Annotated in this window: 26 protein-coding genes and 1 pseudogene; 16 read left to right on the plus strand and 11 right to left on the minus strand. The window is 59.8% G+C overall.

The features are described 5' to 3' along the window. Nucleotides 1-145 precede the first annotated feature (145 nt). The 4 genes from AB4Z16_RS15325 to AB4Z16_RS15340 all read right to left on the minus strand — a co-directional run bounded on the left by AB4Z16_RS15325 (nt 146) and on the right by AB4Z16_RS15340 (nt 4,437). On the minus strand, nt 146-751 hold the full coding sequence (locus AB4Z16_RS15325) for a hypothetical protein (protein ID WP_441512222.1): 606 nt from the start codon (nt 749-751) through the stop codon (nt 146-148). Nucleotides 752-780: 29 nt separating this feature from the next. Then, complete coding sequence (locus tag AB4Z16_RS15330) at nt 781-1,728, minus strand: hypothetical protein (protein ID WP_441512223.1); 948 nt, start codon at nt 1,726-1,728, stop codon at nt 781-783. A gap of 505 nt (nt 1,729-2,233) precedes the next feature. Continuing rightward, nucleotides 2,234-2,899 (minus strand): recombinase family protein, encoded by a 666-nt coding sequence (locus AB4Z16_RS15335; RefSeq protein ID WP_441512553.1) that lies wholly within the window; start codon nt 2,897-2,899, stop codon nt 2,234-2,236. Between the two features lie 320 nt (nt 2,900-3,219). Beyond that, nucleotides 3,220-4,437, minus strand: a complete 1,218-nt coding sequence (locus AB4Z16_RS15340; protein ID WP_441512224.1) for a hypothetical protein — start codon at nt 4,435-4,437, stop codon at nt 3,220-3,222. Nucleotides 4,438-4,566: 129 nt separating this feature from the next. Between AB4Z16_RS15340 and AB4Z16_RS15345 the strand changes: the two genes are divergently transcribed. After that, on the plus strand, nt 4,567-4,800 hold the full coding sequence (locus tag AB4Z16_RS15345; protein ID WP_441512225.1) for a hypothetical protein: 234 nt from the start codon (nt 4,567-4,569) through the stop codon (nt 4,798-4,800). A gap of 128 nt (nt 4,801-4,928) precedes the next feature. Here the strand turns inward: AB4Z16_RS15345 and AB4Z16_RS15350 are convergent, their stop codons facing one another. Next, nucleotides 4,929-5,405: a hypothetical protein gene (locus AB4Z16_RS15350; protein ID WP_441512226.1), complete on the minus strand. Its 477-nt coding sequence runs from the start codon at nt 5,403-5,405 to the stop codon at nt 4,929-4,931. Between the two features lie 1,045 nt (nt 5,406-6,450). Between AB4Z16_RS15350 and AB4Z16_RS15355 the strand changes: the two genes are divergently transcribed. The 5 genes from AB4Z16_RS15355 (at nt 6,451) to AB4Z16_RS15375 (ending at nt 8,593) form a co-directional block, all read left to right on the plus strand. Continuing rightward, nucleotides 6,451-6,837 (plus strand): hypothetical protein, encoded by a 387-nt coding sequence (locus tag AB4Z16_RS15355; RefSeq protein ID WP_441512227.1) that lies wholly within the window; start codon nt 6,451-6,453, stop codon nt 6,835-6,837. 2 nt (nt 6,838-6,839) lie between these two features. Beyond that, nucleotides 6,840-7,097 (plus strand): hypothetical protein, encoded by a 258-nt coding sequence (locus AB4Z16_RS15360; RefSeq protein ID WP_441512228.1) that lies wholly within the window; start codon nt 6,840-6,842, stop codon nt 7,095-7,097. Between the two features lie 4 nt (nt 7,098-7,101). Further along, entirely contained in the window at nt 7,102-7,527 is a 426-nt protein-coding gene (locus AB4Z16_RS15365; protein ID WP_441512229.1) for a hypothetical protein, read from the plus strand. Nucleotides 7,528-7,529: 2 nt separating this feature from the next. Further along, a complete protein-coding gene (locus AB4Z16_RS15370; protein ID WP_441512230.1) occupies nt 7,530-7,934 on the plus strand; it encodes a hypothetical protein in 405 nt (134 codons plus the stop codon). A gap of 143 nt (nt 7,935-8,077) precedes the next feature. Further along, a complete protein-coding gene (locus AB4Z16_RS15375; RefSeq protein ID WP_441512231.1) occupies nt 8,078-8,593 on the plus strand; it encodes a hypothetical protein in 516 nt (171 codons plus the stop codon). 21 nt (nt 8,594-8,614) lie between these two features. Here the strand turns inward: AB4Z16_RS15375 and AB4Z16_RS15380 are convergent, their stop codons facing one another. The 3 genes from AB4Z16_RS15380 to AB4Z16_RS15390 are packed head-to-tail and all read right to left on the minus strand — an operon-like array spanning nt 8,615 to nt 11,023. Beyond that, nucleotides 8,615-10,120 carry a Shedu immune nuclease family protein gene (locus tag AB4Z16_RS15380; protein ID WP_441512232.1) on the minus strand — a complete coding sequence of 502 codons (1,506 nt, stop codon included), beginning with the start codon at nt 10,118-10,120 and terminating at the stop codon, nt 8,615-8,617. A gap of 28 nt (nt 10,121-10,148) precedes the next feature. Next, nucleotides 10,149-10,652, minus strand: a complete 504-nt coding sequence (locus tag AB4Z16_RS15385; RefSeq protein ID WP_441512233.1) for a hypothetical protein — start codon at nt 10,650-10,652, stop codon at nt 10,149-10,151. After that, entirely contained in the window at nt 10,649-11,023 is a 375-nt protein-coding gene (locus tag AB4Z16_RS15390; protein WP_441512234.1) for a Rap1a/Tai family immunity protein, read from the minus strand. The genes AB4Z16_RS15385 and AB4Z16_RS15390 overlap by 4 nt, the downstream gene beginning before the upstream one ends. Before the next feature lie 173 nt (nt 11,024-11,196). On the opposite strand from AB4Z16_RS15390, the gene AB4Z16_RS15395 reads away from it, so the two are divergent. After that, the gene (locus AB4Z16_RS15395) at nt 11,197-11,418 is read left to right on the plus strand and encodes a hypothetical protein (RefSeq protein ID WP_441512235.1); all 222 of its coding nucleotides are present in this window, start codon (nt 11,197-11,199) and stop codon (nt 11,416-11,418) included. Nucleotides 11,419-11,837: 419 nt separating this feature from the next. Here the strand turns inward: AB4Z16_RS15395 and AB4Z16_RS15400 are convergent, their stop codons facing one another. Next, nucleotides 11,838-13,493, minus strand: a complete 1,656-nt coding sequence (locus tag AB4Z16_RS15400) for a recombinase family protein (RefSeq protein WP_441512236.1) — start codon at nt 13,491-13,493, stop codon at nt 11,838-11,840. A gap of 49 nt (nt 13,494-13,542) precedes the next feature. Here AB4Z16_RS15400 and AB4Z16_RS15405 point away from each other — a divergent pair. Continuing rightward, nucleotides 13,543-13,827 (plus strand): annotated as a pseudogene (locus AB4Z16_RS15405) (phage major capsid protein); the annotation flags it as partial. Nucleotides 13,828-13,833: 6 nt separating this feature from the next. Here AB4Z16_RS15405 and AB4Z16_RS15410 read toward each other — a convergent pair. Continuing rightward, nucleotides 13,834-14,679, minus strand: a complete 846-nt coding sequence (locus AB4Z16_RS15410) for a S1 family peptidase (RefSeq protein ID WP_441512237.1) — start codon at nt 14,677-14,679, stop codon at nt 13,834-13,836. Nucleotides 14,680-14,738: 59 nt separating this feature from the next. Beyond that, entirely contained in the window at nt 14,739-15,515 is a 777-nt protein-coding gene (locus tag AB4Z16_RS15415) for a S1 family peptidase (protein WP_441512238.1), read from the minus strand. A gap of 84 nt (nt 15,516-15,599) precedes the next feature. Between AB4Z16_RS15415 and AB4Z16_RS15420 the strand changes: the two genes are divergently transcribed. Genes AB4Z16_RS15420 through AB4Z16_RS15455 form a run of 8 tightly spaced genes read left to right on the plus strand, consistent with a single transcriptional unit; the run spans nt 15,600 to nt 19,191 of the window. Further along, nucleotides 15,600-16,169: a head-tail connector protein gene (locus AB4Z16_RS15420; protein ID WP_441512239.1), complete on the plus strand. Its 570-nt coding sequence runs from the start codon at nt 15,600-15,602 to the stop codon at nt 16,167-16,169. Between the two features lie 2 nt (nt 16,170-16,171). After that, nucleotides 16,172-16,510, plus strand: a complete 339-nt coding sequence (locus tag AB4Z16_RS15425; protein WP_441512240.1) for a phage head closure protein — start codon at nt 16,172-16,174, stop codon at nt 16,508-16,510. After that, the gene (locus AB4Z16_RS15430; RefSeq protein ID WP_441512241.1) at nt 16,507-16,917 is read left to right on the plus strand and encodes a DUF3168 domain-containing protein; all 411 of its coding nucleotides are present in this window, start codon (nt 16,507-16,509) and stop codon (nt 16,915-16,917) included. The genes AB4Z16_RS15425 and AB4Z16_RS15430 overlap by 4 nt, the downstream gene beginning before the upstream one ends. A gap of 35 nt (nt 16,918-16,952) precedes the next feature. Continuing rightward, nucleotides 16,953-17,363 (plus strand): phage major tail protein, TP901-1 family, encoded by a 411-nt coding sequence (locus AB4Z16_RS15435; protein ID WP_441512242.1) that lies wholly within the window; start codon nt 16,953-16,955, stop codon nt 17,361-17,363. 10 nt (nt 17,364-17,373) lie between these two features. Then, nucleotides 17,374-17,718 carry a gene transfer agent family protein gene (locus tag AB4Z16_RS15440; RefSeq protein WP_441512243.1) on the plus strand — a complete coding sequence of 115 codons (345 nt, stop codon included), beginning with the start codon at nt 17,374-17,376 and terminating at the stop codon, nt 17,716-17,718. Continuing rightward, nucleotides 17,715-17,912, plus strand: a complete 198-nt coding sequence (locus AB4Z16_RS15445) for a phage tail assembly chaperone (RefSeq protein ID WP_441512244.1) — start codon at nt 17,715-17,717, stop codon at nt 17,910-17,912. Before AB4Z16_RS15440 ends, AB4Z16_RS15445 begins: the two co-directional genes overlap by 4 nt. 35 nt (nt 17,913-17,947) lie before the next feature. Continuing rightward, nucleotides 17,948-18,541 (plus strand): phage tail tape measure protein, encoded by a 594-nt coding sequence (locus AB4Z16_RS15450; protein WP_441512245.1) that lies wholly within the window; start codon nt 17,948-17,950, stop codon nt 18,539-18,541. An 11-nt stretch (nt 18,542-18,552) separates the two neighbouring features. Continuing rightward, nucleotides 18,553-19,191, plus strand: coding sequence for a phage distal tail protein, Rcc01695 family (locus AB4Z16_RS15455; protein WP_441512246.1), 639 nt, complete (start codon nt 18,553-18,555; stop codon nt 19,189-19,191). The last annotated feature ends 1 nt before the right edge of the window (nt 19,192 follow it).

The raw sequence follows: 19,192 nt of genomic DNA on the forward strand, positions 1-19,192 counted from the left end.
TTCGACACCTCTGCAACGGGGTAGCCCCGCTCGGTGATCTGCGCGACCGCATCACGCTTGAAATCGTCCGTAAAATGTCCGGGCCCCATCATGGCCTCCTTGCCTCAAAATTAGGGAAGAAGGCGTCCAGGAATCTAGGGGCTATTCAGATATCGGTCTTGAGCAACGGGTCCGAGGTCAGGATCAGATCGGTCGCCTGGACTTCGCCATAGACCTTGAGCGTACCGTCGTTGTTCGAGTGCATGGCCCAATTGCCATCGCTCTTCACGAAGCCGATCAGGCCGTCGTTGTGGAGGATCGTCCGGTTGCCCCAATTGGAATCCGCGAAGAGGATCGTGGGAGCCGTCGAGGACACGGTGAACTGAGCGGCCTGGACCACGGCGTTCGTGGTGATGCTCTGCGTGATGGGGACGCCGACGCGCGAGTACCGGTTGTCCAGATCGAGCGTGTTGATCGCTACGGTCGCGTTCGCCGACGCCAGCAGAGCCTTGCCCGTAGCGCCCGCGTCCAGGGTCGAAGCCGTGGTCGTCGAGTTGTAGAACGGGACCTTGTCGGCCGCGATCGTCGTCGCGAGGATCGGGTTCGAGAGTTGGGTGTGGGTGCTGGTCACCGCTCCCGTGACATTCGGAAACGACTGCTTCGTCGCGAGCTTCAGGCCACGGATATGATTATCGCCTTCCACGAGTCCGTCAGAGGATGCGGGAAGGTTCGGATCGAGAGAATTGATGTAGGTAAAGGTTTCAACAGCCATGCTCGTATTTATCGAGCGAGGCTGCTCCCTCAGCGCCTTCCCAGCCTATGCGGCCCGCACCCGCAAGTGTGGCAGTTGTCCCGGTAATCCGGGTCGTCGCTTAGGACATTGCCCTTACAACCGTCTTCAGGGCAGTCTTCTCGCCTGATCGGATACGTCTGCGAGCACATGAGGCAAGAGATCGTCGGCACAAGAGGATCGAGGTACGCTGTACCAGCTTGGTGATCCTCAAAACCTGCATATCGCATCGCCGCGCTATCGACGCAGTGCATGCAGAGATATCGCCTCTTGCCCTTCTCCACTCTGAACAAGCGCTTGTAATGTGCGCGCTTGATCAGCGTTCTCATATAGACCCACTCGTCCATCGCCAGCATGTGCGGCGAATGGTACTTGTAGTCAGAGAAAAACTGCGACCGAGAACTCTCCAAAGTGGCGAGTCGGTCGGTCAGCCAATTGCGATCAGGCCAAAGCTCGGCGTATTGGAAAAGAGCCAGATCGATCAGCGCGGCAGGATCAAGAGGCTCTTTCGCTCTTCCGAGATGGATCAGACCGTTTCTCAACGATCGAAGCTGATTGTACTGCGTCATGAACTGATCGGAGAGCTTCTTGTCGGCGAAGGTCGCGACTGCGAGGGGGAGATCGACCGCATCGAGCGTCCGCAGGTCTGAGAATTCAACATCTGTCTGGGACGACTTGAACTTCATCTCGCTATTCACGAGCAGCAGATAGGGACTGACCTTGCAGATTTCGGCCTTGAGGGCGATCTCATTCGCCTGCTGAAAAAGAGTGGCGATCGTCTGGAGGTCCTGCTGCGACTGATGGCGATAGGCATCAGCCTCATCGGCATCAGTGGTGAAATCCTCCTCACGCCGCAATTTGAACTCGATGTAAAACTCGCTCAGCATCCCCCAGGCGGAAAAATAGAGGCGAAGGGCGCTATCTGTCAGTTCCTCGGCGGTCGGCGAATTCAGGATCACGGCAAGGCTCCGCAGCAGTCAGCGCGACCCTAGATACCCGGTATGCGCGACCGTCGTCATCAGAAACGAACGCCTGACCAAATCTTAGCCGGGCTCTTGGCAAAAGCTGCTGCAAGAGCCCAGGAGGAGGCTCAAAACGAGGCTCCCGGCGACTACGGCCCGGCCTTCGTCGAGATGATCTTGAAGGCGGCGGGAAACGCTCCTTCGACCACGCCTCTCGACGAGTTCCTCAGACAGGCGGAAGAGGCTCGCAGAAGGACCCGCCGAAAATCTGGCGATGAAAATACGCGACCCTCAGTCTAACAACTTTCGAGACTTTACCTGGATTTTTGAATTCGAGCCTGAAAACCCGCCCGCCTGCACGGTCTAGCGGTAGGGACCCTACTCGATCGTCGTGCGCCCGCGCCTCGAACGCTCTCACCCACGATCTCGAACCATGCTGACGCGGGGCATGGTCTGGTCGTCCTGCTCAGCGTCCGGGGAAATGCCCTGATCGTTCGGGACATTAGGCCGAAGCGTGCATGACACGCTGGACCTGCACGGCTTGCCACGATCCTCCCCGGACCGCCTTGATCCCTCGCTGGTTCAGAGCGTTGGCGATGCCCGCCATCGTGGTCACGCCTGCTCCCCTGATCTGCTCGATGATCGGGATGATGTTCTCGCGACGCTGGGCGGCACGGGCACGGTTGCTGGCTGCTCCTTTGGCCTGGGCCTCAGCGAGGTTGGTACGGTTGCCCAGGATCATGCCCTGAGCCTTGCGCGCCGCGAGCGCGTCCTTCGTACGCTGACCGATCAGCTTGCGCTCCTTCTCTGCAAGGGAGGCGTAGATATGGAGGAGGAAGGGATCGACATCGTGTCCCAACTCCGACACGACGAACTTGGTGTTGCCGTCCATCAGGTTGGCGATGAAGCTCACCTTGCGGCTGAGGCGGTCAAGCTTCGAGACGATCAGAAAGCATTTCCGACGCTTTGCCTCAGCCATGGCCTGCATGAGTTCAGGACGGTCATCAACCGCACCGGAGACGATCTCGACATACTCCGAGATGATCGCTCCACCTTCGCGCTCGACAAAGGCGCTGATGGCCGCGCGTTGCGCTTCGAGACCAGCACCGGACTTGCCCTGCTCATCAGTCGAAACGCGAAGATAGGAAACATATCCTTTGGTCATCATCTCACTCACTGTCTTCATGCACACACTATAGGGGCCTTTAGTTCTGTAAAGCAATTAGAAAATGCAGATTATCGAGTCTTTTCAGAGGGTTGTAGATCGTTCGAGGACGGTTTGAAGACCGTCTTAGGCTGGTTTCCTAATTCACATAAAAAAAGTGTATAATATCGAGGGTTGTTTTATAATAATATAACATGTTGGACTGCTGAGGACAGGTCAAAAGAAAGCCCCACCATGATCTCTCATGATGGGGCCGAGCGTCTTTCAAGGAATGACAGCGTTCTAAACGGGTAGCCCGCCCGGCTCTCGCCGCACTGTCAGTTCTATTTAGCGTCGGGCAGTCCGAGCGCGTCTCTCAGCTTCTTCAGATCGGCTTCTGTTTCAGGTGGTGGCGGATCAGGCTGGAAGTCCAGGTCGTCCTCAGACATGTAGCCCATGATGAACGCCTCATCCTTGAAGTAAGTGATCTCCCAGAATTGGCCTTCGCCCTCTCGCAAGGAGGGCACGGACGATGACACATCAACCTGTGTTGCATCGTCAGGAAGGAGAACGAACGTCTCGCACTGGCTGTCGGCCTTCTTGTAGACCTTGGCGTTCTTGGTCTTCACACCAAGATAGAACCGAGGCGCGTCCCTCGCGTAACGCGAGGACTTGTTCCGCTCCTGCCTGCGAAGGACGATCTCGACAAGGTTTTCAAGGACGTATGTGGCGTTCTGCTCTACTGCGCCGTGGAACTTCTCCAGGTCGTTCTTGATCAGCCAATTGTCATTGTCCTGCTGATAAACTGACGGTGTTAACCGCCAGATATTCCAAAATACAACGGGGTCGATGCGATCTTTGAGGAGCCGGTTGTCGAGCTTCGAGATGTCTAGGACGATGTAATCGAATGGGCTCCTGACGTTGCTCTGGATGTATTGTTTCGACCGTGCATAGGTGGGGGCATCTGAGCCGAGGCCAGCAATCCAAGCTTCAGTGTCATCGTCCTCGAATTTTTTAATGTCGTGGGACTTCTCAAACATGATGTAGAGCGCCTTGCGGCAGGCAATCAGGGTCTCCCTGAAATCCTTCTTCTGGTACGCGGTATCAGCTTCGGTCAGCAGTGCTTTGATCTCGTCTTTCTCGATCAGACTAATCAGGTTGATGGAGGCGTAATCGACGCCGAACACCATGGACGTGGCCTCACGAAGGAACTCGTGCGCCACGGTGGTCAGGCTCTCAATCTCCTTCGGGTCGGGTGCGATGGCGTCGTGCTTCGAGTTCACCCTGATCTTGTTCAACTGGAGCAGGCGCAGACGGAAGGGCAGGGCCTTCGGCGCGATCTTTTCGTCGATCCTGTCCAGGTAGGTGGAGAAGTCGTTCCGCCGCTCGATCTTCGCGTTCACGTGCTCGGCCGCCGCCAAGAGGAAGATTTCCAGGGCATCTTGCAGCAGGTTCGCGGTCAGGAAGGGAGCGAACTGGTTGTGCGCGCGGGCGTGCTCCATCGCGTTGTTGAACAAAAACCGGCTCAACATCAGGCGGTTGACGATCGACGCTTCGAGCATCCCGGCATCTCCAAATCACGATCCGCCATCAATGCATGGGGATGCGACCGATTGGAAATGGACTCGATCCGATCGTTCTCGATATGTTCTCGTTCCATGTATGCGTCGAGCCCGATCAAGCCACCGCCGATGGTCACCGTCCTGGACGCGCTCCAGGCGGGCAAGACCTACTTGGCGATCAGGTGCGAGCCCTGCCGCGTCCTGCGCCATGTCTGGTGGAAGAACTTCCCGCAACTGCGCCTGGGCGATCGTCTGGACGAGCTTCCGGGACGATTGCGGTGCGAGAAATGCGGCCACCGGCCGTCAAGCGTCGAAGCGGGCGCTCAGAGTGACGCTTTCGGATACGCGAAGAAGATTTACTGAATTGGTCAAAAAAAGACCCGCCAAGACTTTCGTCAAGGCGGGCAGTAATGTTCTGAACGTGTCGCCCGATCCTATTCTGCGGCGACAAGCTCTTTATATCTGAGGCCGAATTTGCCTCGCAATATTTTTCACGAACCCATCTCACGAAGGATGCGCGCGATCTGGCCCGTGGTCGAGAACTCTTCCTGGGCGATGATCTCCTCATACGGGTCGGCGACTTCGTGCGTCTTGCCGTCCGCGTAGTAGTCGCACTGGTTCAGGTAGGTGCTGGTGACGAAGGTTTCGCCGAACTTGTGGGTGTCGTTCCAGTGATCGAGCCGGGCGATTCCAGGCACGATCAGGAAACCGGCTGTCTGCCCATCCGAAGAGAGCTTCAAGGTCAGGTCGTACTTGGCCTTCATGGTCCAGGGATCGATCGGGGTCAGGTCCAAGTTGATGATCTGGTCGTGTTTCCGGCGATGGCTGCGGATATATTCGCGCGAACGTTCCGGGTTGAATGACTTGATACGAAGCCAGCACTCGCCTTCTTTGTTGGTGTGGAGTTCGATGTCCGCCCAAGGCGTCTCCGTCCAGAAGTAGTTGTCGTGCCTCTCGGAGTAATCCATTTGTGTCTCTCAATGAGTTGAATATGTCTCTGTGATATCGCGCGCAGAGTCTCGCGGTCCATTTCTTTTTGCATTTCGAGCGAGAGGTTATTTCCGAATTCGGATTTCTGTTTTCTTTTCGAGCTATGCAGAGAAACGAAAATCTGATGGCGAGAGGGCTTGTCCCTCGAAGGCATCAGATTTCGTAGCACGAACGAAGCGGAGCGAGTTCGGGCTATACACCTTGTGCGTGTTCACTGATCTCTTGGGGATTATGAAGGTGCGAACTCACTTCGCTTCGCTTCGTTTCGTTCACACCGTCGTCGATGTCTCTCTTCTCTCACTGCGTTCGCTTGAGAGACATCTACCGACCTAGACTAGCGAGAGAGAAATCTATTGAGAAAGAAATTCTTCGGAGTGACTTCATCCGCCGGAAGGGCTGTCGGAGTTTGATCCATATCTTTCTCCCCCGCTCCCTCCCAAGCCAGTTCGAGGACATCGTACGAACTGCATTATGTGGAAGAGAGCGGGGGAAGGATTTGGTCTGTCGTGAGAATCACCACCTGAACCCCGCAGCGAACATCGTCCCAGATGAGCCATGGCGCTGCCTGCGTACCATGACATTGCTGCGTCCCTCCGCCTGCAAGCAGGCCAGCCGGTCGTCCAGTTGGACGGCCTCCGATCACGACCGGGTCAGGTTGATCGTGAAGGAGTTGCGGTTGAGATCGGTTGCTCAGAGCCGCGTCGAAGAGTGACTTGATTGGACGGGATGATACCCGACCTGAAGCGAGCGCCCTTCGGTCTCGCTGGTGCGTTCTGCACCTTGCCCTAGTCTCCGAGTAGAACTCTCGTTTTCGAGCCGGGGTCGGGCCAACCCATCAGAAACGCTTTCGCGAATGCCCTGAACGTCTATGTCTTGTAAATGTATTTATACAGCGAGCCGCCGTCACTATTTTTAAGGGTCGATTCCGCGCGTTTTCATTATTTCGACTTGTCCAGCCGTTGTGACACCCTAATCAGAATTATTCGCTAAATAATATTAGAGAAGTCTTTTTAGGAGTGTCTAATGAATACGACCATCCATCTCAAGTTCACCTATGCTTATGAACTGCTCGAAATCGTCGCGGCCTATCTGGCCATGGTTGAAGAGCCGGTCTTTCCTGCCGCGATTGAGGAGCCCAGCTTCTTTAGCTGCGGCCACCACGATCCGGGCATCCTCGAACTCACCGTTTCCGAGGCCGATCGGGCGAAGTTCGAGGAGAAGTTCGCGAGCCGTCTGATCGACTACCCCAAGCTGTTGGCTGATCTCGAAGTTCAGCGCGCGGTTATGTGGCAGCGTTTCGAGGAAGATCGGAAGGCGCGCGAGGCCGAGCTTATGGCTCCGGGTTGCGGAGACCCCGCGTACCACCATGCGCTTGATCGCGAATGGTCCGTCCGTCGTCAGGAGGACTGATCATGATGTCTCTCAAAAGCAAGATGAACGCGATCGTGCGAGAGCATCAGATCGAGAGCGTCAAGCTCGCATCGTTCAGGACCAATCACCCTTACGTCGTCGAAGTCGAGATCAAGAACAGGAATCTCGAAGAAATGCGGCGTTGGCTTTCTGACCGGAAATACCAGTTCGAGATTTTCTATAGCTCGTTGAGCCCGATGGCGATTGTTGGCTTCTCTGATCCCAATGGAGCTTTCGAATTCAAGATGGTGTGGGGGTGATCTGATGTTCACCTCCGAAATTGAGGCCACCACCCTCGAACACGCTCAGTTCGGCGACGATTTCTCGCTGGCCCTTGTGTTCAGCCCAAGGACTAACGCGGACGATAGGTACGAGATCATCCTTCACGATTTCGGCCGACGACCTACATTGCTTTCGTCGTTTGTAACTGAAGGAGCCGCGCGCCTGCACTATGCATCGCTTTGCGACAGTGTTGCCTCAGAATATTTGTCCTTCGATGCGCTTCGTGTGTCGGGTTGTACGCTGATGCGGTTCCCTCAGAATTTGTCGGACGACCGATTGGCTGAATTGTTCGACTGGTTCCCCGACAATGAGATCGAGCCGGACTTTCGGTGCTTCGAAAATCTCGGACGGTGGTTCGCATTCGACGACCAGAACTTGGCCTTGCACTACAAGATGCGGTGGCTCTGATCATGGCGCTCATCACCCACCAAGAGCCTCTTCAGTACCGCTTTCGCGGCACCCTGCTCGAAACTCGCGCTTGCTACGGCGGGAAATTCGCGACCGACTTCCATTCCGGCCCCAAGATCGACCAGTGGTCCGGCATAACGGTTCAGGAGTACGAGACCGAGCACGAGGCGATCAGCGGACACCACCGCTGGATTCGTGAGATGGCGTTTGATTTCGAGCAGTTTGACCACTTCAAATCCGAGTACGCGGTCATGATCCCGGCGAAGGTCTGGAGCGGCTGCGTTCAGCAGTGGTGCGAAGAGAACCTGACCGAGCAACCGTGCATCATCAAAGGCCCATTCACCGGTCGTCACCTCTGCTTCAACGATAAAGACGCAGGGTTTCACTTCAAGATTCGGTGGGTCTAAATCCGCCCTATTCATAGTTTCTCGGCATAATTTGCTAAATAAAATTAGAGGCAATTATTCACGCCTCAACACATTTCAAAATTGTTTATTTGAGGATTATTATGAGTTCTTTCATTGAAGATACGCACCCGGTTGGTTTTATCATGCCGGTCCGTCTGGTCGTTCTTGCCAAGACCAGCGATGCCCCGCGCCGTGTTCTGGTGCTTCGCGACATCAAGACTGACGACGGTTGGAAGGTCGAATGGCTCAACCGTCATGGCTTCTGGGCGCTTCGCGATCCGGGTGAGGACGCGCGTCCTGAGGATGGCTTCCAACTCGCTGATGACGGTAGCGAAAAGCTGCTCATGGAGAGCTTCGAAGAGGCCAAGACAATCTTCCAAGGCGAGCACAACAACCGGGCCACGTTTTGCTATCGCGTTCTGGACGGTGCATTCCGCCGCAACTCCCAGGCGCACTACAAGCAGATCACGCAAATCCTGCGCCTGCGCCTGAACGAATTCCCGGCCGATAACCTGTCCTTCGACGGTCCGTTCGTGACGATCCAGTTCGAGACTGCGAAGGATCACGCGCTCTTCGCGACCGAGTTCAGCGAGATCGAGATCACCTCGAACGAGGTCCGCAACAAGTTCCTGCCGAAGGCGATGCGGGTGACTGCGTGATGACTAGTCTTCCCGCAATCGTCAGAACGGGTCGTCGTCAGTCGCCTCAAGGTCGATATCGGCCTCCAGATCGATCTCATCGGCCTCCAGGCCGTCCCTCGCATCCTCGTCTTCAGGCTCGTCATCGTCGCCTTCGATCGTCTCGTTGTCGGAGTCTTTCATGTAGTGCAGCACGTTTTTCAGGTTTTCGAGCAACTCGTCGAAGGTAATGATCCGAACCCCGTGCGAGTTCTTTCGGTAAAGCTGAAAGGACCGCTGCTCCTTGACATCCGTAGGCATCGTGCCGACAACGACCACGCAATCGAGGTCGAAGTCCCGAACTTCGTCGGGGCCGTACCATTCGTTGTCATCTCGTTTCGTGGGGAACGTGCGGGCGAGGTTATACTTCTGATTTAGAACTTGAATGACTGCTCCCGACAATTCTTTGTGAGGGTGCAATGAACTTTGACGGTAATACCCAAGAAGTGGGGTTTGCGGTGTCTTTATTTCGATGATAGCAGCATTGTTGTTCATTGCATTCTTGTAGAGGAAGTCGGCGATGTTCTCGCCTTTTCCGCCGATGCGTTTACCTCCCACATGGGATTGCCCATTCACATAAGCTACCGGGTATCCAAAGGCGAATGAGAGCAAGAAGGGGTCGTCCTCGAAGAACTTTTGCCACACACGTTCGGGCTCTCCGCTTTCCATATACCCTTCATACTGAGCTATGGCTGCTTCAAGTCGTGAAATCTGAATTTTCGAGACGATTTCGACTGAGGCGCTGAGGTTATCTTTCGCCAACCTGCGGGCCGTTTTGGCAACGACAGAAATTTGTTCGTTGGCTATATCGCCATCTACATAATTCGTGTCCTTGATGAACTTAGTAATCAACTGTCGGATCGCGTGACGCCCCAATTTGAAGTGGCGCGGCGGAAATCCTTCCAGTTCAGCAATGAAATTGTATGTCGTGGTTGCTTTGACCTCGACATTCGCGGCCCTGGCTCTTGAATCTATGCGGTTAATTTCGGCGACAATGCTATCAAAATCCTCCGATTGAATGAAGAACTCATCGGCATCTGGTTCAAAAACTCCAATATATAGCGATGAAAATTTTGAAAGCTCGCCAATGGCTTTCAGTATAAACCTATAGTCACGCTTTATTCCGAGTCCAAAATTGGGGTCAAAAATCATTCCATCAGGCATTGAGCCCAGAAGCGAGTAAACAGAATCGCTAGACAGATTTGTTCCATCCTTCCATTTTTTGGAAGTTATATCGAAAGATATCGTTTTTATATTTTCGTATTTGCGCTCGAAGAGGCCGGTTGGCGTCGGCCGTGTAAAGTATGGGTGAACCGAAAAACGTTTCCGCTTTTCGTCGATCGTCAACATATGGATAGGCTTTGGGCGGATTTTCGTCAGATCGAGACCGCCAGACGCCAACATTCGATCGGCGGGCGTTACAAGTACTTGCCACGTCCCGTTTTTGCCCGGCTTGAAATCGAATTTTGGGTCGTCGAGGATCGTAATTCCCGGAATAATTCGCGCCACGTGATGCGTCTCCAGTTCGCGCGGTAGCTCAGCCGTCGATGTCGATACCGGCCACGCCGGAGATGAACCACTTGTGGTCAGCCCGTTCTTGAGTGCCGACCGGTTCGCTCAATGGAATGAATGCGGAGAGTGCGGCTCCAGGCTCGACAAACAGCGCAGGGCTGACCCCGTGGATTTCCTTGCCGCTCTTCAACTGAACCGTCAGGTGCACAGAGGTGATGATCGTCCTGGCGGACGGGTTGACCGCATCGACCGCGAAGCTCCCGCACGGAGCATCCGGGCAGAAGTTGAAACCGCCGCGAGCAACCGCGAACTTCGTTTTCAGATCACCCTTGTCGGTCGTGTACTTCGCCGCGCACGTCTGCTTCGCGACGCCCTTCGAGATCAGGCCGTCCTTGGACGTGGACTCCACGCAGCGCTGAAACTTCTTGAAGTCCGAAGCGAACAGGTCCTCGATCGGCTGGCAACCGCTGACCACCATCAGGCCCGCGAATGCCGTGGCCACCTTCCACGGGGTCATCTTGCCGATCACTTCTTCTTGCCGCACGGGTAGGCGTCGAGAAGCGAGTTGATCACGATCGGGACGGCGGACAGGTGAAGCTGAGCCGGGTTCCGTTCACCAAATCGGATGAAGATTTTGATCACCTGACTGGTGGTGACCTCCGGTGGCACGCAGGTCATGAGCATATTCTGACCGTCCACGTTCAGTCGCGCTGTCTGGTGAAGTGCCGACATGAAGCCCCAGCAATAGCTGGTCGCAAAATCCTGGTCGAACCGGACGCCGTCGCTCTCGATGGTCAATGAGCGGTCCAGTCTTTGACACTTGTTCAGCAGGTCCAACGCGGTTCCGTTTGCGACAGCGGGCGCACTTAGGCCGACGAGTGCAAAAGCACCGAAGCTCATGAGAGACCGTCGCACTACCAACATTTTAGCCCGCCCGTAGGAGTTGCACGAGCATATCCGGGGATAACGCCGCCGCAACACGTGCGATTACTAAATCATCCAAAATCGCCCCTTATCAGCCAGTTTTCGGGCTTGCGTCTAACTACCCTTGGGACCTGTTCTCGAAGGACGATATGCATTTCGACCGCGCCACCCTCGAACACGCTCAGGCCGAGGTTGACGCCATCACGGTCCAGATCGTCGAACTCGAACAAGAAGCAGCCGGATCGTCAGACCCGGCTGTCTTCGTTCCAGTGATCGCGGTCCTGGAGGCTGAGCGCGACGTGGCCCTTCCGATCATCGCTCTGGAGCGGGCGAAGCAGCGGCTGGCCGAAGCCCTCGCGGCCCTGGGCTGATTCGGGACGAATGGGCCGTTTGAGGTCGAAAACGTCGATTTTGGCGTTTCACGCGAATCGGAAAATTCGCGCGTAATTGCATAGGGTTACAACCTGTCGCTGTGAATTAAACGTGGACGGCTGCGGTGGAGCGCTTGCAGCGGCAACCATTTTGAGCGCTATGATTCTTTGTCGCCCCGATGGCCTCACAAGTTTTTTCTTGCTGAGAGGACCATCTGAAATGAGCGACCAGCCAAAGCTTCCCGCCCCGACCCGTAAGCGAAAGCCGAAGTCAGATCATTCCGTTTGGGTGAAGTCCCGATGGGTGGAGGCAGCCGGGTACGGCCACGGCATCTACGTGGTCCCGATCGTCGTCGGGATCGTCGCCGTGATCGTGCTGAACCTCGCCGCGATCATGTGGCTGCGGTGAGGTGGCCGTCTCAGGCCACCCCCTCAAAGGTTGCTTCGATGTTCGGGTCCGGCTTCCCGCCGCCGATGCGCATGCCCGTTCCCTTGCCGTCGAACGCGTAGAACACGCTGTCGTCGATCATGTGGACGGCGATCTGTCCGTCCCGGTTGAACATGATCTTCTCGACCGTCTCTTTGATCTTGAGGTTGAGCGCGACACGCACCGCGTAAAGCTCCGCGCCCTTCGTGGTTTCCATCTTGTCCCAGAGCGCCTTCAGTGCGGCCTTCCGATCGCCGGGCGATTGGCGCGAGGCGATGGCATCGCGCTTGTTCCGGTTGGCGGCCAAGCTCTCGTTCAACAGTGCCTTCTCTGCCTCCATTTCCTGAACCATTTCGACGGCCGTGGATGACCCCTTGAAGGCCGTGATGATCGTGCGGATTTCAGTGTTGAGCACGCTGATCCGGTGCTGATCGGCGGCGATGACCTTGTGCAGGGCGGCGACTTCCTCCGACCTGCGGTCCTTCAGGTCGATTTCGGTAACGAATTCCAAGACCGCGCGTTCAACCGCCAGATAGCGGGGCATCTTCGTGTTGTCGCACACGTTCTCGCTGCGGCCAGCGCACCGAAGGCGGGTGTATCGAGCCCCGCCTTTCGTCTCGTACTGAACCTTGATGTGCATCGCGAGGCCGCAATGCTCGCACGCGACCACGTCTTTCAGGATGTTGGCGAACTCCTCACCCGTGCGACCACGGCTCCGCGCCTTCTTCCGCAGCTTCAGCGCGGCGTTCGCCTGCTCCCAAAGATCGGGTTCAATGATCGGCTCGTAATAGTGGGGGTTGACGCTGGCTAAGGTGAGGATGCGCTTGCCCTCAGCGTCGTAGCTCGTGGTGTAGCTGCGGAACTCGCCCAGGACGGCGCGGCCCCGGAGAATGTCTTGAACCGACGTGGCGTTCCAGTGGTGCGCGCCCTTCGAGACAGAGCCGACGCGACGACGGGCCACGCCAAACGGCTCATAATCGCGCGCCCTCATCTCCTGGGCGATACGGTAGCTCGACATTCCGGCCGCGCAGAGATCGAACATCTCCTTCACGATCTGCTTCTCGCGCGGCTTGACCTTGAAGCTCTTCGTCCCGGTGACCTTGTCCTTCACCACTTCGAGCCAGGAAGGCACCGAACCGGCGACGATCGTCCCATTGACCCGCCCCTTGGCGTGTGCGTCGGCGACGCGGGAGCTTTTGTACCGGCTTTCTTCGTTGGCCCGGCCCATGCTGACCATGAGCGACATCAAGCGACCGATATCCTTGTTCAGGTCGTCGAGCGTGAACTTCGAGTTCTCGTAAACCGAGTGGACGATCACGCCCCGCGCAAGGATGGCCTTGAACGTGTCGAGGGCATCGAGCGGAGCTTGGCGGGAAAGGCGGTCCACGGATTCGATAATCAGGTGTTCGCCCGGCCGAATCACGCCCTGATCGATGTGCCTGAGAATTAGGGCCAGTTCACCGACGCGGCGGTTCTTCCCTCGATATGCCGAAACACCCCGATCGCTATAGGTCCGAACCACCTCCAGGCCGTTCCGGGCGATGTACGCATGGGTGTTGTCTAGCTGCCGATCGAGGCCCGAACCCTCAAGCTGGGTACCGCTCGAAACGCGCTGGTAGAGGTGACAGAGGTTGGAAATCGCATTCATCAGAGCACCTTAGCCGAAATGAGTGCCCGACTGTCAAATATGGAGCGACAGCGGGAATTATCTCTGGCAGCCGCCAGCTTCCGCCGGTGCGCCAGCGACCTTGCTCGGCTTCCCGCTGGTCGAGGCGGAAGACATGCCGAACGTCGCCAACAACGCGGTCTCGATCGCCTTCGGCGATTTCCGGCGCGGCTACCTCGTCGTCGACCGGGCGGGCGTGCGCATCCTGCGCGACCCGTATTCCGCCAAGCCGTATGTGCTGTTCTACACGACCAAGCGCGTGGGCGGCGGCGTGCAGGATTTCGCGGCGATCAAGGGGTTGAAATTCGCGGTCTGAAGTTGCTCAGCGCGAAAACCACCAGCTGAAGGCAGCGCGCGGCTGGGCCGCCTCGTCCGGTGGCGCCTCGCTGCCGAACGAAAGCAGCCGTGCGCTGCCCTCGGAGATCCAGCCGCGGTAGTCGCTGATCGGCGTAATGGCGGTGAAGCCGCCGCAAATGCGCCGGGCACGCGTGTTGAGCGGTCCGCTCGACCAGCTCACGATGCCGACGAGATCCCGCGAGCGCGTCGAGCCGCGCAGCACCGGACCGCCGGAATCGCCGCGGCACGCGCCTGCGCCCGGCGTTTCGCCGCGCGCCTCGATGTCGACCGCGACCTTGACCGTGTTCTGGGTCGTATAGTTGCCGGCGTTGAGCAGCTGCGTTTCACGCAGGCGACGGGCGGTGCGCTTGTTGTTCTCGGCGGAGAGGCCGTAGCCCGCCATGGTGACGGTTTCGCCTTGCCAGAGGCCGCCGCCCAGCGTGAGCGGCTCGATATCCGGCGGCAGCGGCTGTGCCAGCCGCAGCAGGGCGAGGTCGGTGCCCGGTTGCGTGCGCGGCGTAGTGCCGGGCACGAAACTCGGATGCGGCAGGACCGCGACGACGATCTGCCGCCGCGCGCGGAAACGGGGGTCGAGGCTGACCACGCTGATCGAGCCGCCGCCCATCAGGCAATGCGCGGCCGTCAGCACGATCTCAGGCGCGATCACAGCGCCCGAGCAGAGCTCGCCCCGGCTGGTCTCGACCCGCACGGTCCAGGCACGCGCTCCATGGGCATCGCGTGAGTCGGTGCCTCCGACGACGGCCAGAGCGGGCTGCGCCGTTGCGGCAGCCAGAAGGGAAAACGCGAGAGCGGTAAGCGAGCGCAGGATCATGATGTGAACCAGTGGACGGCCGATCAATCTAGGAGGTGGCGCGGCGCAGTCCAGCGTTTTCACCGGCCTTTTGACCAGCGTGCCGTATCGCCCCATCGGGAAAGTGTCGTGTCGATCCACTGGCGTTGCGGCGCGACCAGAATGCCCTGGGTGAGGAGGCCGCAATTGCGGCCTTTCGGACCGGTGGACCAACTCGTCACGGCGCTGATGCCGCCATCGGCGAAGATCGGTCCGCCGGAATCACCCTGGCAGGCGCTGGCGCCGGGCTGCTTGCCCGCACCGGCCGGATCGGCCGCCCACAGCAGGATGCGGCTCGGTCCATAGGGCTCGATCGCCGCCAGGGTGGCGGATCGGTATGTGCCCGTGCTGCGGGCTTCGCCCTCGCGGGCGACCCCATAACCGGCGAGCGTGACAGGGCTTCCTGCTGGAGGCAGCGGCCCGTCGGCCAGCTCCGCAGGGGCGAAACGCGCCGGCAGAGGCTCGGCGAGCCGGATCAGAGCGAGGTCGATCGAGCGCCGCCGGCTGCGGATCGCACCGGCATCGAACTCGGGATGCAAGCTGACCGCCGCAGGCGCGATCAGGACGGGCTCGCCAGCTTCGCGCCAATGGATGCGCAGCTCCGTTCCGCCGGCGGCGCAGTGAGCCGCTGTCAGGATGGCGCGCGGCGAGAGCACGATACCGCTGCATACCCCGCCGCGGGCATTGAGCACCATCAAGGTCGAGCCGACGGCGGGTCCGCCTTCACGCCCGCCGACCACGGCCTGCGCGGGCAGGGGGCCGAGCCCGCAGACCGCGCCGCCGAGCGAGGCGGCGACGATCCAATTCGCGATGCGCATCGAGTGCTCCTTTCCGATGGAACGCTGATAGCGCGCCTCGCTCCGCAAATGAACCTTTCAGACGATTCCACGAAGGGGATGAACATGACGCCGCTCGCCCTGGCTCCGCCGACGGCAGAACCGGTCACGCTCAACGAGACCCGGCTATTCCTGCGCCTGGACCATAACAATGAGGATGATCTGCTCGCTACACTGATCACGGCCGCTCGGCTGATGATCGAAGCGGCAGCGGGCCGCTGCCTGATCGAGCAGCCCTGGCGCATCGTTCTCGATCGTTGGCCCGGCAATGGCGAGATCAGGCTGCCGCTGTCGCCGATCGCAAGGATCGAGGCGGCGCGGGTCTACGATATGCTCGGGGCTCCGCAACCGGTCGCCGAGGCGGCGCTCACGCTGGACAGGAGTGCCGACCCTCCACTGATCCGCGTAACCGGAGAGCTGCCGGAGATCGGCCGCCATCACGGCGCGATCGAGATCGACATCGTTGCCGGGTACGGGGCGACAGCCGCCGCCGTGCCCGCCCCCCTGCGCCAGGCCGTGCTCAGATTGGCCGCCCGCTGGTTCGAGGAGCGCGGCGATGTCGCCAGCCGCGACGCACGGGCGCTGCCGAGTGCGATCGCAGCGTTGGTGTCTCCGTTCCGCCGTGGAAGGCTTTGACCATGGCGAGGGCTGCTGGAGCTGCGATCGGCAGACTGAGGCGCCGGCTTACTCTGGAAGCGCCGGTTTCCACGCCGGATGAGCTGGGAGGGGTAACCCAGGTCTTCGAGGTGGTGGCCGCCTTCTGGGCGCAGGTCGAATGGCTTGCGGGCGCCGAGCAATGGCGTCAGGGGCGCCCGGAGCAGGTTGGCACTCATCGCGTGACGCTGCGTTGGCGCGGCGATCTCGACGGCGGCAAGCGGCTGCGCGACGGCGACCGGATCTTCGACATCCGAACGGTTGCCGATCCCGACGGTTCGCGTCGGCGCCTCGTCTGTCTTGCGGAGGAGGTGAAGCCATGAGCGGCGCGATCCTTGCCCTGCGCGCTGCAATTCAGGCTCGCTTGACGGCCGATGCCGCGCTGACGGCGCTGATCGGCCCCGGCCGCATCCATGGCGAGGCGCCGCGCGCGGCTCGCGGCCTCTACGTCGTCCATGGCGATGTCGAGGCCCGCGACTGGTCGACCGGCAGCGAACGCGGCTGCGAGCAGGAACTCGCGCTCGTCGTCTGGGCGTCGCAAAGCGGCTCCTCGCAGCAGGCCTTGCAGGCGGCTGGGCTGATCGTCGGCGCGCTCGACGAAGCCGAACTCGCTCTGGAAGGGCACGCCCTCGTCAATCTGCGCTGGCTGTCGAGCCGGCTCGCCCGCGAGCCGCGCAGCGGGCTCGGCCATGTGACGATCCGCTTTCGGGCGGTCACCGAAACACTCTGACACCGGCAACCCCCAATATTGGAAGGAGAAGCCGCATGGCGGCACAGAAAGGCAAGGATCTGCTGCTCAAGGCGGCGGATGGCGTCGGCGCATTCGTCACCGTCGCAGGCTTGCGGGCGCGGCAGATCGCGTTCAACGCCGAGACCGTGGACGTGACCCATTCGGAATCCGCGGGGCGCTGGCGCGAATTACTGGCCGGGGCGGGCGTGCGCCGGGCCAGCATCAGCGGCTCCGGCATCTTCAAGGATGAGGCTTCCGACGCTCTCGTCCGCCAGGTTTTTTTCGACGGTTTGATCCAAGGTTGGCAGGTCGTGGTGCCGGATTTCGGCATAATCGAAGGTCTCTTCCAGCTGACGAGCCTCGAGTACCGGGGCGACCATGCCGGGGAGGTCACGTTCGACCTCTCGCTGGAATCCGCCGGCCCGCTCGCTTTCACGGCGCTTTGAGGAGACGGTGATGGTCAATCGTCACAGAGGAGAGACCGCGCTCATGGTCGCGGGCGATGCGTTGCCCATGCGGCTGACGCTGGGAGCGCTGGCCGAGCTGGAGCATGCCTTCGCCGTCGACAGCCTGCCCGCTCTCGGGGAGCGCTTCGTGCATGGCCGGCTCTCCGCCCGCGACATCATCCGCATTCTCGCGGCGGGCTTGCGGGGGGCGGGCAGGGCGATTCGGGACGAGGATGTGGCGAACCTGTCCTTCGACGGTGGGCTGAGCGGGGCGATCAAAGCCGCGATTGCGCTGCTGGAAGCCACTTTCGGCGAGGGCGATACGGGCCGCCCTTCGCCGCCGCCGGGGGCGTGAAGCCGTCGGCGGCCTTTCCCTGGAGCGATGTCATGGCCTTCGGGCTAGGGCGGCTGGCCTGGCCGCCCGAGCAGTTCTGGGCGGCGACGCCGCGCGAGATCGCGGCAGCCCTGAGGGCACATCAGAGCGAAGCCGGCGGCGCCACGGATCGCGCCGCTCTGGCAGCTCTCATGGCCGCCCATCCAGACAGTTGAGTTGAATTCCTGAATCAATATCTGAAGAGGATGACATGACCGGTGACGATGAGGTCGAGACCGATCGTCTGTCTGATCTGCGGACGATGGATAAATTGACTCAATCTTTGAGCAAAACCTCGGAAAGCTTTGGTAAATCGATCGTAAATGCGTTCTCTCGCGGCGTCGTGGAGGGCAAGCGCTTCGAGGACGTGCTGCGTAGCGTCGGCCGCTCGCTGACCGACAGCCTGCTCAAGACGGCTCTCAAGCCGCTCCAGACAGGCCTCTCCAGTCTGCTCGGCATGGGTGTGAAAAGTCTTACTGACCTGTTCACCGGCGGCTTTGGGTCGGTCGCTGCGAGCATTCCGGTCAAGGCCTTCGCCGAAGGCGGCATCGTTGCTTCCCCATCCTATTTCCCGACCGGGCGCGGACTCGGCTTGATGGGCGAGCGCGGCGCCGAGGCCATCATGCCGCTGTCGCGCGGCCCCGATGGGCGGCTTGGCGTGCGCGCGGCGGGCAGCGGCCCAGTGCGGCCACCCAGCGTTGTCGTGCAGGTGTCGACGCCCGACGCCGAGAGCTTCCGCCGGTCCGAAGCGCAGGTCTCCGCCGCGATCGCCCGCGCCGTTGCGCGCGGCAGCCGTGCGCTATGAGCGGAGTCCCCATGGCTGATTTTCACGAAGTCCGTTTTCCGACCGATGTGGCGCGTGGCGCGCGGGGTGGGCCGGAGCGTCAGACGCAGATCGTCACGCTCGCCTCCGGGCGCGAGGTTCGTAATAGCCGCTGGGCCCATTCCCGGCGCCGCTACGACGCCGGGCTCGGCGTACGCAGCTTCGATGCCCTGGCGGCCGTCGTCAGCTTCTTCGAGGAGCGCCGCGGCCGGCTTCATGGTTTCCGCTGGCGCGACCAGCTCGACTGGAAGAGCTCGCCTCCCTCGCGCGAGCCTGCCGCCACGGATCAGATCATCGGGATTGGCGATGGCGTCGCGGCGGCCTTCCAGCTCTGCAAGATCTATGGCGCCGGCCCGTCCGCCTATAGCCGCGCGATTGCGAAGCCATGCGAAGGCACCGTGCAGATTGCGCTCGATGGCGTCGAGCAGCCGGCGGAGAGCTTCGCCTGCGACACCGCGACCGGGCGCATCACCTTCGCGCCCGGCTCGATCCCGCCACCGGGCGCGACGGTGACCGCTGGCTTCGCCTTCGACGTTCCCGTGCGCTTCGACGTCGACGCGATCGATGTCGATCTCTCGGCTTTCGAGGCTGGCGAGATCCCGCGCATCCCCGTCGTCGAGATCCTGCCCTGAG

The organism is Allobosea sp. TAF32, assembly GCF_052113585.1.
Lineage (GTDB): Bacteria > Pseudomonadota > Alphaproteobacteria > Rhizobiales > Beijerinckiaceae > Allobosea.